This is a genomic window from Marinifilum fragile, from assembly GCF_963677365.1.
GTDB lineage: Bacteria > Bacteroidota > Bacteroidia > Bacteroidales > Marinifilaceae > Marinifilum > Marinifilum fragile.
In genome coordinates this window covers 1,348,307-1,365,477 of record NZ_OY781962.1, presented here as the reverse complement: position 1 = coordinate 1,365,477, position 17,171 = coordinate 1,348,307, and the positions used below count along the sequence as shown (strand labels likewise).

Below are 17,171 nucleotides of genomic sequence, written 5' to 3'. Positions count from 1 at the left end.
ACACGAACGATTTAGGCACGGTCTTTTAATAACCTAAGTCTTCATCTATTAGAATAATTTTAATTCGCTTTGCAGGAAACGACTTCTCCGTTATAGTCCAAACATTACAAATACGATGTGGCGCTTGGCAGTCCATACATACCCCTGTTTTTTGACATGGAAGTCTTACCTCAGCATTTCTCAAAGCATTTAATGGTGCCGAAATATTCTTAATTCGTTCAATTGCCTCTTTGATGTTTCTTACAATTTTATTTTTTCCAACAAAAACAACAATATTTTTTGGGCCAAAAGCCAGTGCGGCTACTATAATTACAGATTGGGTGCAGTACTTTAAGTTGGCGTACATGAAAAAGCTCTTGATCAAGGTAGATGAATGGTATCGTCGACGATTAAGAATGGTGATATGGAAACGATGCTGACGAATTAAAACCAAGTATCGGAATCTTATTAAGCTTGGTATCAATAATTACAAAGCTTACGAGTCAACTAATACGAGGAAAGTATATTGGCAAATTGCTAATAGCTAGATTCCTTCAAGAACTATTACTATTCTACGATTGCAAGAAGCAGGTTACGTTTTCTTCTCTGATTGTTACCGAAAGGTAAGAGTTGTATATATGGAACCGCAGTATACAAGAACGTTACGTACAGTGGTGTGAGAAGTCGGAAAATCGATTAGGAGGAAAACTATTTTATTTTCCTCCTAATCGATTTTGTTATACTTATATTTTACTTTATAAGTTACAATTTTCACTAATCAGGGTTGTCAAAACGAATGAAAGTAATTTTAAGAAAACGTAAAATTAAGAATGGTGTACAAGAAAGTCTATATCTTAAGTTTTATAAAGCATATGAAAAGTTACCAAATCGGAAATTAAAGCTTTTTTTCGATTTCCCAGTAACACCTTATTAACCTTTGTTTACCAAATTCATTCTCTATTCACTACTTTTGCAATTTGATGAGATATAGTCATTTCAAGTTATCTTCATCTTGAACACATCTAAAACCTGTATGCGATAGGCCGGTATCTATACTGGTCTTCATTCGGGCAGCAACCCTGTATCCAGAGCAATAATCTTCATTACAAAGAAATGATCCTCCCCTAACTACACGTTTCGGAATATTTGGTTCTTGCGGATCATAACTTGAAAGAGGACCTTGAGGATTTCGAACAACAATCCCATTTAAGCTTTTATAATAATCGGCATGATACCAATCAGAGCACCACTCCCACACATTTCCTGCCATATCGTATAAACCAAAATAATTGGCTTGAAAGGATTTTACTGGTGAGGTGGCATAAAAAGCATCTCTTTGGGTATTATGGTTGGGGAATTGTCCTTGCCAAGAGTTGGCCTTTACACTCCCTTCATCCACATTTTCATTCCCCCAAGGATAAATTTTATTGGATAATCCACCACGAGCAGCATACTCCCACTCAGCTTCTGTTGGTAATCGCTTACCAGCCCACTTACAGTAGGCCATGGCATCTTCCCAAGCCACATGTACAACCGGATGATTCTCTAAGCCTATCAAATCTGAACTTGGACCTTTAGGTTGACGCCAATTAGCTCCCTTAACCCAGGACCACCAAACAGGTGCTACATTCACATTCACATTCACATTCACAGGATAGGCTGGCGGCGTAAATACAAGCGATGCTGGCACAAATAAACTTTCATCTGGCTTTGGTGTTCCAGGGGGTAATTGTTTCTTCATCTCTTCCCATATGGGCTTTCGCTCTGCCACTGTTAGATATCCTGTAGCATCTACAAATTCCTTAAACTGTGCATTAGTCACCTCATGAACATCCATCCAGAAACCGCTAAGTTCCACCTTATGCTTTGGATACTCATCTTTTCTAGCCTGTTCATTGTCTCCTCCCATCATAAAGCTTCCTCCAGGAATGAACACCATCCCCTTATGTTGCTTTTTCGCGATATCCGAAGGAAATCTCGAAGGAACTTTTTGGCAACAGCTGGCCAACTCTTTATCCTCTTTTACTTTTTTGTCAGCTTCATTCTTCCCTGAACAGGAAAACAAAATTATTGGTCCTAAAATCAGGATTCCGATTCTAATGTTTTTGAAATTTTTCCTTTGCATGATCTCCTCCTTATCCCTTTTTCACAAAATCATTGAAAGCATTGTAGGTTCCTCCGCTTTGCTGAGCTTCCATTTCTTTCTGCATCTGCATTTGCTGTGCAATCCAGTTTCTTCCCATCTCCTGAAGTTGGGTGTGGGCATGAGCAAAGAACATTTTGTATGAAGTACAGAAACGCGGCATTCCATTGTCCATAGGATCTTTGATTCTGTCTTTTGTACAACCTCCAAAACAATGTTTCAGGTAACTACAGCTCTTACATTTACGCGGCAATTTGGCTTTCATGCAACCAAACTGATGCTGCTTTTTTGAGTTTAGCATGTTGATGATTTTCCCTTGCTTGATGTTTCCCAATTTCCACTGAGGTTCCACAAAAAAATCACAAGCATATACATCGCCGTTGTGCTCGATTACCGTATATACTCCACACTCTTTCTGCAGTGTACATTCTGGTGCAGGTATTCCCACATAGGTATGGAAAAGCGAATCGAAATGACGAACCGATGTAGTAGGAATTCCATTTTGGAAATCATTGATCCAAAGATCCCAAAGCTTACAAAGTACTTCTCCGTACTTTTCAGGCGAAAGCGAAAAAGATGCAGCCGCTCTGGGGTTCTCCTTATCTGTCTCAACAATAGGAATGAACTGCATAAAATCGAAGCCCATTTCCTTGTGATAATTGTAGATCTCTTCGATATGATCAGCTGAATGATCAGTCAAACAGCTCAGTACATTTGTAGCCACTCCCTTGTCCAATAACATTTTGGCATTTTTCGACACAATCTCCCAACTTGGTTTTCCATTTGGAGTAAGACGATAATGATCGTGAATGTGTTGTGGTCCATCCAAAGATAAACCTACCAGCCAATTGTACTCTTTTAGGAATTCGGCCCACTCTTCATTCAACAATAAGCCGTTGGTTTGCAAACCATTCCCAACCGTTTTCCCGTTTCCGTATTTTTGTTGAAGTTCAATCACTTTCCTGAAAAAGTCCAGTCCCATTAAGGTAGGTTCTCCTCCCTGCCATCCAAATGACACTTCCGGTCCTGATTGTTCCATAACCTGGCGGATTAACATCTCCAGGGTTTCCTCATCCATACGGTGAACCTTTTTTTGGTTATAAAGACCCACTTTTTCCAAATAGAAGCAGTAGGTACACCCCAGATTACAATCCGGTCCAGAAGGTTTTATCAGCACTGAATTCAATTGTTTTTTAAGCATATATTTTTCCTTTCCCACAGTGAAAAATTTCATTTAATACTGTGCCCAATCCCTCAAAAAAAGGAAGGTAATTTGTTATTACACTTTTTTATTCGTTTCGTAACATGATCGTTCGGGAAGCAGAAAACATATATTCTTATTCCAACGATTATAGGATGTAATTAGCTTGCTTTGTTAGACACATAAAATTACTTACAATCCTACTAATGTTGAAAAAAACTTCTCAAACGATTTCGGTATCACGGTGTAAAAATATCAAGAATTAGAAATAGAACAGTTGGTTTTTCGTTCATTATAGGGGTAAAATAGTTCAACCTTCTTTGTTCTGTATAGGAAATTGAGTAAGGCAGAGACAAAACGGAAAAGCTTGTTTTCCATATAAAGACAAGCTTTCCCGGAATAAACTATATCATCTCTTCAACTAATCGTATGTTTCCAAATCAATAACCTTCAAAGAAGAAATCGTATTCTCCATTTTACTGCTAAAACTGCGTGTCGTTCTTGTATATTCATGAGCAGTTCCAGCAAATCCTTTCCCGGTATATGCAATCACTTTAAGTCCCCAGGGAACCATAAGTGAGGAAATTTTATTGTCAAAGTTCAATGCCTGCAATTCAGCCTCATCGTACTCGCCAGGACTTAAACGCAAGCTTTCACCCTGGTATCCCTCGCCGGAATAGAGAGCAACTTTTTCTGTATCCAATATGACATCACGTACCGGAATTCCACCATATTCTCCTTCCGGATACCATGTAAGGTTCAGGTAATCGTAAAACTTATCATCGGTATTGATACACCAAGGCACTTCTATCTTTGCCAATTCACGAACAAAAAAAGTAGCAAACTGCACCTGCGTTGGAATATCGTACTCATTTCCCTTGTTGTAATTCCCAGCCATCCAGGCTCCCAGCCAGGTAGAGCGGCCAGTTGCTTTCATGTATTCCTTGGCAGCCTCAAAGTGATCAAGCACCAATTGGCGCTCTTCAGGAGTTCCTGTGGTCCATTGCTTGTTCCCTTCCAAAGCCGGTCCGGCAGCATAGCAGTGCCATTCCATCATAATAAAAGGGTCCGTTTCATCCGGAAATTGAATGTATTGCAAGTTAGCAGGTTTTGATAAACCAACCGGTGGAACAATTAGAATTCGATAAGGATTTGATTCCCGAATTGCCGGAATGATATCAGCATAAAACTCATTCAAAAGCTGATGGTCTTTTTTCAAATTGCCATTCAGCTCAACAAAGAGGTTGAACACAAGCAAATCGGAATAGTCCTTGTATCGTTCTGCAACAGTACGCCACCAATCAACCGTAACTTGCTTTGCCTGTTCCATGTCCTCTCCTTCTTCAGCATCATGCCCATGGAAAGCCAATACAGGAATCAAGCCATGCTTTAAACACTGATCAATCTGTTCATCCAAATGCGAAAACAGGTCATCCGTAGCGGGTTTATTCACACGAATTCTCACCATTGTAAAACCTGCCCCGGCAATATCAATTACTTTTTGCTCATCATGATTCTCAATGTATTTGTTGAATTCAGACCAGGCAACATCGAAGCCCTTTCCCATCATTTGCACCAATTCATCTGGATAAAGCACTCCTTCAATCCGTTCCTCTTCCGATGAATCATCATTATCGTCGTCGGTATTTCCATCAACATTCTCTTCAATACTCTCTTTAACCTCCTCAACAACGGAAGAGCCTCCACAGGCACATAGAAAAAAAAGAGAAAAAGACAGGCAGTAAATCAATTTTCGATTCATGTCTTATCGTATTTCTTTTCAGGTTAAACTATCTTTTGAATTGAGCTTGGAAAAAATCAACACTGGTAGCTTTCATTTGCTCATACACTTTTTTGTATTCTTTATTCCCAGCCAGATTACGAGTTTCCAATTCATCTTTTTGATAATCGTAAAGTTCTTCCCCTACAATTAAATCTTTATTGAAAGCTTGTGTCGTTCTAAAGTTTTCTCCCATCCAAACCACGTAACGATATCTCTCGGTACGGAAGGCATATCCCATTGCTTTTCCTCTTCTAAACTGACTTACCGAGTATTCCTTAACAGATTTTTTCTCTCCATTAAGTAAAGGCACAAGGCTGGTTCCAGCTAAATGTTCTGACTCTTCGATACCTGAAAGCTGACAAAGTGTTGGAAAAATATCTACAAACTCCGATGGAGCATTCACTTTTGTTCCTTTCTGTATCTCGGATGTTGAAAAAATCAATGGAGAACGTGTTGCCTGTTCAAAGTTGGAATGCTTGCACCACAGACCATGATCACCCAAATGCCAACCATGGTCACCCCACAATACAATTATGGTATTCTCTCGTAAGCCAAGCGAATCCAATGCGTCCAATACCTTTCCCACCTGTGCATCCATATAAGAAACCGATGCATAGTAGCCATGAATCAATTCCCTTTGTTTCTCTTCAGGAAGTAGATCTGGTCCAATATCTGAGAAAGACTTCAATTTAGGAATATCGCTATACGACTGAATTTCTCCTGATTTGTGATAAGCGATTTTTGGCCCGTTTTTAGAAAACTTTTGATAAGGTGCCAAAGGCAGCTCATTTCTGTCGTACAAATCCCAATACTTTTTAGGAGCTACAAATGGCAGGTGTGGTTTCTTAAAACCAACTGCTAAGAAGAATGGCTTTTCATCCTTTGAAAATCGCTCCAACCTGTCAACTGCAGATAAAGCAAGTACCCCATCAGTGTATGCGTTATCAGGAACGTCCACACACTCCGTTGAAGGTTTAATGCGCTTCATCACATACCTGTTTAAAGCACCTCCTTTTTTGTTCTTCTTTTTCCCTTCCGCAGTATAGAAAGCCACTTTTTCCTTTGTTTCAGCAGACTGATAATGACCCAGAACTTCTTCTCCAAGCTCTGTATTCTTGTATTTTTCATCACCACTGAAAGCAAATTCCTCACTCCAGGAAACCTTGTCGTGCTTTGCATCTACACTACGACGATCGTATATTTTACCTACACCAGTCGTGATATAACCTGATTTTTTAAAATGCTGCGGCAAGGTTAAAATATCAGGATTTTTATCTCTGATCTTCGTTTTCAAATCCCACACCTTGGTACTATCGGGACGAACTCCTGTTAACAAGCTAGCTCTTGATGGAGCACAAACCGCCTGCTGACAATGATTATTCATAAAAACCACCCCTTGTTTTGCAAGTCGATCTATATTGGGAGTTTTCATTTGCTCTACACCATAGCATCCCAAAACAGGTTTCAAATCATCCACAGCAATGAAAAGAACATTTTTCTTTTCCTGTGCTTGTCCTAATAAGGGAATAGCAGCCAGAGCAAAAGACAATCCTTTTTTGATGATATAATTAGTCATATTCATTTCTTTTTTAACTTATTTAATAAGCTTTTAAATCAAGTTTTATATCTCTGAGTTATAAAAAAGGAAATTTCAAATTCCTAAACTCAAAGCCTGCAGACTACATAAAATGTTCATGAGCTTGCGAATAATATGCTAAAGACTTACAGTTGCGTTACAGCCTCTAAATCGGCCCCTTTTTGCTTTCTAAATCTTAGGGTAGCATAAGTACTCATACCAATTATTATGATTCCTCCAAGAATTACACGAGCAGTGGGCAATTCATTCAAAAATACAATCGCAAATATTATTCCATAGACTGACTCTAGACTAAGTATTATACTAACGAGCTGTGCTTTAGTTGAATTCAAGCTATTTATGAGCAATAAATGAGGGATGGCTGAGAAAATTGTACCCAGAAGTAATAAAAGGGAAATATTTCCAGTTGTAAGTTCAAATTTCAATAAAAATAAAAATGGAATTAATACAATTGTTGCAACCATATTCTGATAAAATGTTACTACTAAACTTGAATACCTAGGTACATATCGTCTGCTAAATATAGATAATAGAGCCAGAGAAAAACCAGACATAAGTCCCCAAAGTAAGCCCTTCACAACACTATTACCAAAATCGAATTCAGGAATCACTAAAACAATTCCAATCATAGTTGTAATAGCAATTAAGACATTTGCATATGTAATTTTTTCTTTATTAAATAAAGGTTCAAGAAAGGTTGTAAATATAGGGAATGTTGCAAAAGAAAGCACTCCAATTGCAACAGTTGAGACTTGTACCGACTGAAAGAAAGAAACTAAGTTGATAGCCCATAAAACACCAAGAACTATCATTCTCTTATAGTCTCTCCACAATCTTAATTTAATTGATCTTTTCATCACAATTAAAATAGCACATAAAAGAAAAGAGGCAAAAAACACCCTTCCAATTACAATAATCGGAGAAGGTAATATGATAAATTTACCAAATAAACCAGTAGCTCCGAAAAGAACAACTGAAACATGGGCGGCTAATAATCCTTTAGTTTTTGCTTTCATATAATCTTAATTTTCCAAACTGCTTTTTAATCCACTCTCCGGTTTCAGTCAACTGATCCCATTCCTGACGCACACCGCTTCCTGGTTTAAATACAGATGAAGCTTCTGGTTTATCGCTCAAATTCCAGTTCATCCAACTAATTTTAAGCTGCTCCGGATTGTTTCCTGCCAAGATATCCAACCATATGGCTGCACTCTCGTAATCATTTCCATCATCTCCATTGTAGCTACTGGTCCCCCACTCCGAAACGAATACCGGAATTTGTTGAATAGCCTCAATAAATGCCTTTCTGTTTTTATGACTCTTTGCATAGAAATGGAAAGTATACATGATATTCTCAAAACTCAAAGGATCCTTAGCTGCCGCTGCCAGATTTGAACTCCAATCAGGTGTTCCCACCAGGATAACGGTTTCCTTATCGTTTTTACGAATCAGTGGAATAATCACATTTGCATATTTCTTCACCTCTTCCCAAGTTGTTTTATTGGGCTCATTACAAATCTCATAAATAACATGCTCCTTCCCTGCATGGGTTTTAGACATGTGCTCCCAGAAAACTTTCGCATCATCCAGCACTTTATTTGGATTTCCTGAATCCATGGCATGCCAGTCAATAATACAATACAAACCCAATTCTTCCGCCAATTCAACCAACTCATCAATTTGCTTGGTATAATATGCCGGATTATCTTTATAGTTCTTTGGATACAAAGCGAATCGCACCGCATCAACCTTCCAGTCTTTGGCTAAAACTTCCATAGAACTTCTGTTCATACAGTGTGCAAACCAATACAAACCATGGGAACTCATCCCCTTGATTTGAACAGCACTCCCATTTTCATCGCACAACTGACGACCAACAACTTTTAACTTTCCGTATTTCTTAACCGGAGCTTTTGCAAGGGCTGCTCCGCATACAAACAGAGCAGCTATTAGAATAAGAATTTTTTGTCTCATACTTATTTATTTCCAGGATTATCCCATAATTACTTCTACCTGATATTCTTTGCCTTCTTCGCCAACAGGTAGCTTGTTTCCTTCAATAATTTCACCGTTCATTTTTAGGCAGGCAATTCCTTTCATCACTCGATTAGGGTTTGAAACGGAGATGTTATAGATAGCACCTCTGAAATTTCTAACAACTTTAAAGCCTTCCCATGAATCCGGAATACAAGGATCTACTGTTAAACCATCGATTTCTGGTCGAATTCCCAAAAGGTAACGTGTAGCTGCATAATAGGCCCAGGTTGCTGTTCCACTCAACCATGGCAAACGGGACGATCCAAATCTCTTGCTGTACACACTGTGAGTTGACTGTGCATATACATAGGGTTCTATCTCTCTGATTTCTGCCTTGTCGTTATATGCTGCTGGCAAGTAGCTCTTATAATACTTATATGCTCTGTTTCCATTTCCCAGCATACTTTCAGCCATTACTCCCCATCCTTGTGTATGGTTGAAAATCCCTGCATTCTCTTTCATACCAGGATTGAACAATACGGCACGAACGATATCAAAATCTGATTTTTCGAATGGTGGAGCACACAACATGATACCATAATCGGTATACAAATCGTCGTGAACAACATTCATAGCCTTTACGGCTTTTTCTCTATCGGCATGACCACTAATCACAGCCCAAACCTGTGGATTCATGAAGATATTACCTTCTTCATTCTCTTTGGCTCCAAAACGGAATCCTTTATCGCTAAAAGCTCGAACGTAACGGTCTTCATCCCAGCAATTCTCTTCCAGACTCTTATCCAGAATTCGTAATTCCTGCTCTGCCCATTCCACTTCCTGTTCCAGACCAAGCTTACCTGCTATCTCAATGTATTTGGCCAAACCATAACGCAATTGGAAGGCTACAAATACCGATTCACCTTCATATCCTAACACCAGGCAATCATTCCAGTCTGCAGCCAATCCACAAGGAATACCATGGGCCCCTGAACGCTCCAGGTTAAACTCAATGGCTCTTCGTAAATGTCCGAGTACAGTATCTTTCCCCTTATCTGCATAGGGTAGTTCTTTTAGGTAGAAATCAAAGTTCCCGGTTTCATTTACATATTCAGGAATTGCATTGAACAACCACAAACAATCATCAGAACGGTATTCATTTGCCTCAGGTTCTTTCTCCTGTCCAGGTTTGTGTGCGAATGGCTTCACCACTGGCATCGCTCCTCCGGTTGAAGCCTGACCTGTAATCAATAGCTCCAAACGTTCTCCTGCCTCTTCTGGAACGGAATGCATCACACCCAACATATCCTGTACTGAATCACGGTAACCTAAACCATCACGAACTCCAGCATATACTAAACTGGCAGCTCTTGACCATGCATAGGTAATCTGACAATTGTATGGGCTCCAAACATTCAGCATGCTGTTGACATCAGCATCAGGAGTTTCAACTTGCATTACTTCCAAACGACTGTGCCAGTAGTTCTTTAACTCTTCCAATTCATTTTTCAGAATCGATAGGTCTGCATATTTCTCTTTTACTTCAGCACCTTCTTTTTGAGCACTTCCAATACCCATGATAATGGCGAACTCAACAGTTTCTCCAGGCTGCAAGCAAATGTCTGTCTGTAAAACCCCGCAAGGATTTCCTCCTTCGGCCAATGAGCCTGCGCATTCACCTTTTTGAACAACCTCAGGATTACCATAGCCGTTATATCTGCCAATAAATACATCCCTATCGGTATCATAACCTGAAACCTCTGCTCCTACCATGGCAAAGAAGGTATGGCGCTGCTGATCCTTCTGCTGAAAATCCTCAGGCATTTCAGGCATATTGATGTTCGATCCATGATCGATAATGCCATCAGCAACCGACATTTTTGCGATGTACTGCGTGTACTGAAGGTTGCCTAAATCATCCCCTGCATTCCAATTACAAGCATACTCTACAAAAGGAAAAGCCCTTAAGTTTCTTGTCTCCTTGCCCTTATTGGTAAGCTTCACCATCCATGTTTCATAAGCCTTTCCTCTGGGAACAAAGTAGGTTACTTCCGAAGCTATATCTTTGTATTCCGAACTAATTTTTGTGTAAGCTGTTCCGTGTCGGCACTCGGTTTTAAATTGCTCCAACGACTTTCCAACTGGCTGCCATGAGGCAGACCAAAAATCTTTAGATTCCTTGTCGTGAAAATACAGATAACGCCCTGCCTGATCCATAGGGACCGAATTGAAACGCAATCTGGTAAAGCGCCCCTGAGCTGCTGATTTATAAAAACTGTATCCTCCGGCATTATTGGTTATAATAGCTCCGTAGTTTGTATCTCCTAGGTAGTTGGTCCATGATGCCGGAGTATCCGGTCGTTCCACTACATATTCTTTATTCTTATCGTCAAAATATCCGTACTTCATTTTCTTCAATCTCTAGTTATTAGTAGCTAGTCTCTTCTTTAATTCTTTTGATAGTTTATCGCCAAAGCTTTTGGCCCCATTCACATTAAAGTGAACGGCATCTTTCAGGTCTTCAAGTTTGGAAATCTCTTCTCCCCTGATTAGGAAAATGTTCCCATCTCCCTTCTGTTGAAATTTTTCCACCACCTGAGTCATATGCTTTCTAAATTCAGCAATACTCTCCCCACTCTTTTTACTGCGCAGAGTTTTTGTATGGGTTGGTGTAATACAGAACAGTTTGGTATGGCTGTGCTTTTCACGTATGCTTGTCAGGAAATTCTCTAATCTTTTGCTATACTCTTTCGCTGATATTCCCTCTCCATTATAGTCATTGTATCCAATCAGGATGGTCATGTAATCGATACGGGAAAAGTCATCCCTGATCATTTCTGCCATAGGCACAGAAGTTTTCCCTCCTCCTACTGCCAGGTTATACAAGTCCCAGTTCATTTCACGGGACAATAAAAAAGGATAGGTTTGATGACTTGCCTGCTGCCCGGTACCATGAGTAATGGAATTCCCATAAGCTACATAAACAGGCTTCTTTTCCGATTTGATCTCCTTCAAGTCGTACCCTTCGGCCAATTCAATATTTACCAGACCTACATTGGCCCAGTTCGGAAGACTGATTTCATAAGTAACTTCTTCACCTTTATGCGCAGGTTCTATATCGAAGGATAATAAGGGTCCCTCTTTTTTACCAAAACTCTTAGCCTCTTTGAATTCTTTATTTTCAAAGATTCCAAACACAAGCCCCCTGTTGTCTCCTTCCAATACTTTAAAGTTGACTTTTACTTTGGGACTCGCCGTTTTAAATGCCACAATAACTCCTGTTGTTGTTTGCGCTTTTACAGGACTAAACTTGCTTTTGGATTTCGACATCGCCAATATGCTAGCTGAATGTCTTGGAAACACCATCACTCCATTCTTCATGTAATGATATTTACTTCCTTTTATTTTGAGCAGCGGATTGTTGGCTGCAATAGAACTCTCTTTTCCCGAAGACAGTAATTGCGATACCGTGACAAACTGATATCCCTCTGATTTTAGCTGAGGAAGTACCTGTTTCAAGGCATTGATAGTATGTTGTCTTTCATGACAAAGAATGATCGCTCCTGAATGAACATCATCCATAATTCGTTTTACGATTCCTTCAACAGGTACATCTTTCTTTGCATCCCTGGCATAAACGGAAGCATTTACAGCTTTCAAGCCAAGAGATTCCAAACTACCACTATTCAGCATATCATACTTTAGAAAAGGGGCACGATACAAGCTTGGTGAGTATCCCAATTCTTTCTTTATCATATCCTGAAACCCTTTAATCTCCTGCATAGATTCATCAGATGTAGTAGTTTTCGACGGACGCTTATGAGTCATGCTATGGTTGCCTATTTCATGCCCTCTTTGTAATACCTCCTTGGCTAAGACTGTATGCTTCGATAGGTTTCTCCCAATAGTAAAGAAGGTGGCTCTTCCTTCTGCTTTCTCAAACAAATTCATGATTTCGGCAGTAGTCTGCGGATTCGGCCCATCATCAAATGTGAAAGCAAGCAACTTCTGCTTTGTCTTAACAGACTGTAAAGGTTCAATTGTCTGGCTCATGACAGACAAAGCTGCCAGTAGGAAAATTCCAATCAATATAATTAATCTCTTACTCATGCAATTCAACTTTTCAAGTTCGAACTAATTCAAGTGAATGAGGGGCTGCTAAATCGAGTACGCCACTACAGACTGTGCTCTACCAAATAACAAAACCTCTACGCCTTGCAGCCCCTATTCAATTTACAATTAAAACTTACGCCTTTACTCTTCTTAATTTCAACTCCTGTTCTACTTCGCCTAAAAACTTCTCATCCAGCTTGTAGAATAGCATAAAGATGGCTGCCAACACACTTCCCGCAGCAGGAATCAAACTCATCATCAATTGAATTCCTGTTAAAGCTCCTTCGGCTTGCTCTACATTGGCTTTGAAACCAAATGCAGCCAATAACCATCCTGCCAATGCTCCACCAATGGTCCATCCAAACTTTTGTGCCATGGTTGATGCCGACATAACCAAGCCTGTTGCTCTTCGTCCGGTTTTCCACTCTGAATAATCTGCTGCATCGGTATACATGGCAAACACCAATGGTGCGGTTGGTCCAAATACGAAACTGATTAACACCTGTAATACAAACATGGCAATGATGTCGTCCTTCCCTACAAAATAGAAGGCAACAGTTAAAACACTGGTAAGAATCATGCTATAGATGTAGGCTCTCTTTTTTCCGAAAGTTTTCGATAACCACTCTGTTAAGGTAATAGATGCAATGGTTGCAATGGTACCTGCAATCATAAAGCCAGAGGCCAGGGCATCATTCCCCACATAGTATTTGAAGTAATACATGATGGCACCATTTCGAACGGAAACGTAGGATAAGGTAAAGATTCCCAACACAAACAAAATCCACCAAGGCTTGTTGGCTGCCAAATCTTTAATATCATCTTTAAGTGATGTTTTTTGCTCTTTTGCAGGCTGAACTCTCTCCTTGGTAGTAGCAAAAGTGATCAGGAACATGATCACTGCCAGAGTAGCCATAACAACCATGGCCCACATAAAACCTTTGCGTTCATTCACTACATTTACCTTGATTTGAGCTTTACTAAAGTCAACTCCTTCAATATAATCAGCAACAGCCACAGTTTTCTTTTCAAATCCCTTCTGCAAGGTCAGTAGTCCACTTGTAGTATCTGCCTCAGCAAACATTTCCGGAGTAAGTACACAAAGTGATATTTTTCCCTCAATCGGCTCTTCGCCCGGTACAGTAGCTTCCAATTCTATTTTAGATGTTCCTGTTCCTTTTTCAGTGATCACAATTTCATTCTGAACCTGCTCTGCGATCACAACGGAATCATCGTTCCCTCCAAATTGCTGAACCAATGGAAGAGTAATCCCCTGCACAATAAAAGCCCCAGCAAAAGCAAAAATAAATCGGTACTGAGAAAAACTTGTACGCTGAATAGGGTTTGATGAAACTACTCCCATCAAGGCAGAGTAAGGAATATTGATAGCCGTATACACCATCATCATGAGTGTATAGGTAATGTATGCATATACAATTTTACTGGCTACAGACCAATCAGGAGTCGTAAATGTTAACACTCCGATAATTCCAAATGGAATGGCCAACCACAGAATATAGGGTCTAAACTTTCCCCACTTGGTGTTGGTTCTGTCTGATAAGATTCCCATTAAAGGATCGTTTACCGAATCCCAAATTCTGGTTACCAGAAACATGGTACCTGCTGCCGCAGCAGGAATACCGAATACATCTGTATAGAAATACAGAAGAAACAGCATGAACGATTGAAAGAACAGGTTTGAGGCCGTATCCCCTAAACCGTATCCAATCTTTTCTTTGATATGTATCTTTTCGTTATTCATAGAATTTCGTTTGGTTAAAAAGTCTTGTCTATATTGTATTTCAATAGCCCGAACCTGAGGCAGACTAATTGTCTGTCCCAAGCCGGGCTATCCACTGTATAGTTATTTATTACTAAGCATTGATTTTGTTCTTGCTTTTATCCCATAACAACTTTCACCTTATTACAGGTTCCTTTATCCATTACAGGAACGATATTGGTATCCAATTTCTGATCATTCAGCCAAACCTCTTTAACTCCTTTAGAAACACCCTCAGGATTTACCACTTCAATCTGGTAGTTTGCACCTCTGAACTTACGGTTCACGGTATAGTCTTTCCATTCTTCAGGGATACAAGGATCTATTTTAATTCCATTGTAGTCTGGCTGAATTCCCAGGATATACTGAACCACGGCATAGAAATTCCAGGCTGCTGTACCTGACAACCAGCTGTTTTTACCTTCACCTGGCTTGTAGGCATCCTTCCCTGCAATCATCTGGCAATACACATAAGGCTCTACCTTATGAAGCTCCTGAACCTCCTCTAAATAAGAAGGACAGATTTGCTTGAAGTAATTCCAGGCTTCCTTACCGCGACCAATCTTGGTTTCCCCGATAATAATCCATGGGTTGTTGTGACAGAAAATTCCGGCATTCTCCTTGTATCCTGCAGGATAAGTTGAGATTTCGCCATATTCAATCATATACTTGGTGAAAGCAGGATTATTCAATACAATACCGTAAGGTGTATTCAATCTCTCCTTTACACTGTTCAATGATTTCTCAACCATGCCTTCTTCGATTCCGATTTCAGCCATGGAGCACCATCCCTGAGATTCAATAAAGATCTTTCCTTCTTCATTTTCATCAGATCCCACTTTATTTCCGTGGAAATCGTAGGCGCGAAGGAACCATTCTCCATCCCAACCTTTGGCTTTAACAGCCTCTTTCATGGCATCCACAGCTTTCTGAGCACGCTCAGCTTCTTCTGTTTTACCCAGTTGCTTACATAGATCGATATAGTCGTTTCCATAAACAACAAACAAACCAGCAATCATCAATGATTCAGCTTTCGAACCTTCGGTATTGTTCTCAGTTGTCTGGAAAGACTCATTCGGATTGGTTGAGAAACAGTTCAAGTTCAAACAGTCGTTCCAGTCAGCTCTTCCGATCAATGGCAGGCCATTTGGTCCTAAATTATTAATGACATGATTGAAAGAAATTGTCAGGTGATTAAACAATGGCTGAGCCAGGCTTTCATCATTATCAAATGGTACCATTTCATCAAGAATTGAGAAATCACCACTTTCTTTGATATAGCTAATTGTTCCTAAAATCAACCACATTGGGTCATCGTTAAATCCACCACCAATGGCATCATTTCCTCTTTTGGTAAGTGGCTGATACTGGTGGTAACATCCTCCGTCAGGAAACTGAGTAGAGGCAATATCGATAATTCTTTCACGGGCACGTTCAGGAACCTGGTGTACAAATCCGATTAAATCCTGGTTGGAATCACGGAATCCCATACCACGTCCGATACCTACCTCGAAGAAGGATGCAGAACGAGACATGTTAAAGGTAACCATACACTGGTATTGGTTCCAGATGTTTACCATGCGGTTCAACTTATCATCCTCGTGATCCAGCGTAATAATACTCAATAGATTCTCCCAGTAAGCAGCTAGTTCTGCCAAGGCAGCATCTACCTTTTCAACTGTATCAAATTTGGCAATCTGTGCCTTTGCTTTTATCTTATTGATAACGCCTTTGCTCTCCCACTTGTCGTCTTCAGCATTTTCAACGTATCCCAAAACGAAAATCAAATCTTTACTTTCTCCTGGCTGCAACTCAATCTCGAAATAGTGAGATGCAATTGGAGACCATCCGTGAGCTTCTGAATTGCGAGGAGCTCCATCTAAAACCGCCTGTGGTCCTGAAGCTTCATTATACAATCCCATGAATGATTCACGGTCGGTATCATAGCCATCGATATCGGCATTTACATGATAAAATGCAAAGTGATTTCTACGTTCCTTGTATTCTGTTTTGTGGTACAATGTTGAACCATCAATCTCTACTTCTCCAGTAGAAAGGTTACGCTGAAGATTGTTTTGATCATCTTCGGCATTCCATAAACACCATTCATTGTAAGAGAAAAGCTTAAACTTTTTAACTTCTTCACTCTTATTGGTCAATTTCATTTTCTGAATCTCGCACCAATTCCCAAGTGGAATGAAAAGAGTAACTTCTGACTCCAGTCCGTTTTTTTCACCTGTAATCTTGGTATAACTCAAACCATGGCGACACTCATACTTGTCCAATTCTGTTTTTACAGGTTTCCATCCTGGCGACCAAATTGTGTCATTGTCCTTGATATAGAAATAACGACCACCGTTATCCATTGGCACGTTGTTGTAACGGTACCTGTTCAAGCGACGAAACTTGGCATCCTTATAAAAACTGTAACCCCCTGCGGTATTAGAAACCAACGAGAAAAAATCCTCGTTACCTAAATAATTGATCCATGGAAATGGGGTATTGGGCTGAGTAATTACATACTCTCTTCTTTCATCATCAAAAAATCCGTACTTCATTTTCTTAGTCATTAATGTTTCTGTTGCCGATTGATCATTT

12 protein-coding genes are annotated in these 17,171 nt (G+C 39.8%); 1 reads left to right on the top strand and 11 read right to left on the bottom strand.

Annotated features, from left to right (window positions below; genetic code table 11):
- Positions 1–25: 25 nt before the first annotated feature.
- Positions 26–346 (bottom strand): LUD domain-containing protein, encoded by a 321-nt coding sequence (locus ACKPCA_RS05210; RefSeq protein ID WP_321281779.1) that lies wholly within the window; start codon positions 344–346, stop codon positions 26–28.
- On the opposite strand from ACKPCA_RS05210, the gene ACKPCA_RS05205 reads away from it, so the two are divergent.
- Positions 345–419: a hypothetical protein gene (locus tag ACKPCA_RS05205; RefSeq protein ID WP_407660175.1), complete on the top strand. Its 75-nt coding sequence runs from the start codon at positions 345–347 to the stop codon at positions 417–419. The two genes, ACKPCA_RS05210 and ACKPCA_RS05205, sit on opposite strands and share 2 nt — an antisense overlap.
- 551 nt (positions 420–970) lie before the next feature.
- Here the strand turns inward: ACKPCA_RS05205 and ACKPCA_RS05200 are convergent.
- The 10 genes from ACKPCA_RS05200 to ACKPCA_RS05155 form a co-directional block, all read right to left on the bottom strand.
- Positions 971–2,104 (bottom strand): formylglycine-generating enzyme family protein, encoded by a 1,134-nt coding sequence (locus ACKPCA_RS05200; protein WP_321281778.1) that lies wholly within the window; start codon positions 2,102–2,104, stop codon positions 971–973.
- 10 nt (positions 2,105–2,114) lie between these two features.
- Positions 2,115–3,341, bottom strand: a complete 1,227-nt coding sequence (locus ACKPCA_RS05195; protein ID WP_321281777.1) for an anaerobic sulfatase maturase — start codon at positions 3,339–3,341, stop codon at positions 2,115–2,117.
- A gap of 403 nt (positions 3,342–3,744) precedes the next feature.
- The gene (locus tag ACKPCA_RS05190) at positions 3,745–5,085 is read right to left on the bottom strand and encodes a glycoside hydrolase family 5 protein (protein ID WP_321281776.1); all 1,341 of its coding nucleotides are present in this window, start codon (positions 5,083–5,085) and stop codon (positions 3,745–3,747) included.
- Between the two features lie 28 nt (positions 5,086–5,113).
- Entirely contained in the window at positions 5,114–6,682 is a 1,569-nt protein-coding gene (locus tag ACKPCA_RS05185; RefSeq protein ID WP_321281775.1) for a sulfatase, read from the bottom strand.
- Between the two features lie 146 nt (positions 6,683–6,828).
- Complete coding sequence (locus ACKPCA_RS05180) at positions 6,829–7,719, bottom strand: DMT family transporter (protein ID WP_321281774.1); 891 nt, start codon at positions 7,717–7,719, stop codon at positions 6,829–6,831.
- Entirely contained in the window at positions 7,703–8,677 is a 975-nt protein-coding gene (locus ACKPCA_RS05175; RefSeq protein ID WP_321281773.1) for a glycoside hydrolase family 5 protein, read from the bottom strand. The genes ACKPCA_RS05180 and ACKPCA_RS05175 overlap by 17 nt, the downstream gene beginning before the upstream one ends.
- Before the next feature lie 18 nt (positions 8,678–8,695).
- On the bottom strand, positions 8,696–11,089 hold the full coding sequence (locus ACKPCA_RS05170; RefSeq protein ID WP_321281772.1) for a GH36-type glycosyl hydrolase domain-containing protein: 2,394 nt from the start codon (positions 11,087–11,089) through the stop codon (positions 8,696–8,698).
- A gap of 12 nt (positions 11,090–11,101) precedes the next feature.
- Positions 11,102–12,790 (bottom strand): polysaccharide deacetylase family protein, encoded by a 1,689-nt coding sequence (locus ACKPCA_RS05165; RefSeq protein WP_321281771.1) that lies wholly within the window; start codon positions 12,788–12,790, stop codon positions 11,102–11,104.
- 136 nt (positions 12,791–12,926) lie between these two features.
- The gene (locus ACKPCA_RS05160; RefSeq protein ID WP_321281770.1) at positions 12,927–14,555 is read right to left on the bottom strand and encodes an MFS transporter; all 1,629 of its coding nucleotides are present in this window, start codon (positions 14,553–14,555) and stop codon (positions 12,927–12,929) included.
- A gap of 137 nt (positions 14,556–14,692) precedes the next feature.
- Positions 14,693–17,131, bottom strand: a complete 2,439-nt coding sequence (locus ACKPCA_RS05155; protein WP_321281769.1) for a GH36-type glycosyl hydrolase domain-containing protein — start codon at positions 17,129–17,131, stop codon at positions 14,693–14,695.
- Positions 17,132–17,171: the final 40 nt, after the last annotated feature.

Bases quoted from the DNA above. Each gene is read 5' to 3' on its own strand.
- ACKPCA_RS05210 (WP_321281779.1), bottom strand. From the start codon at position 346: ATGTACGCCAACTTAAAGTACTGCACCCAATCTGTAATTATAGTAGCC.
- ACKPCA_RS05200 (WP_321281778.1), bottom strand. From the start codon at position 2,104: ATGCAAAGGAAAAATTTCAAAAACATTAGAATCGGAATCCTGATTTTA.
- ACKPCA_RS05190 (WP_321281776.1), bottom strand. From the start codon at position 5,085: ATGAATCGAAAATTGATTTACTGCCTGTCTTTTTCTCTTTTTTTTCTA.
- ACKPCA_RS05185 (WP_321281775.1), bottom strand. From the start codon at position 6,682: ATGACTAATTATATCATCAAAAAAGGATTGTCTTTTGCTCTGGCTGCT.
- ACKPCA_RS05180 (WP_321281774.1), bottom strand. From the start codon at position 7,719: ATGAAAGCAAAAACTAAAGGATTATTAGCCGCCCATGTTTCAGTTGTT.
- ACKPCA_RS05175 (WP_321281773.1), bottom strand. From the start codon at position 8,677: ATGAGACAAAAAATTCTTATTCTAATAGCTGCTCTGTTTGTATGCGGA.
- ACKPCA_RS05170 (WP_321281772.1), bottom strand. From the start codon at position 11,089: ATGAAGTACGGATATTTTGACGATAAGAATAAAGAATATGTAGTGGAA.
- ACKPCA_RS05165 (WP_321281771.1), bottom strand. From the start codon at position 12,790: ATGAGTAAGAGATTAATTATATTGATTGGAATTTTCCTACTGGCAGCT.
- ACKPCA_RS05160 (WP_321281770.1), bottom strand. From the start codon at position 14,555: ATGAATAACGAAAAGATACATATCAAAGAAAAGATTGGATACGGTTTA.
- ACKPCA_RS05155 (WP_321281769.1), bottom strand. From the start codon at position 17,131: ATGAAGTACGGATTTTTTGATGATGAAAGAAGAGAGTATGTAATTACT.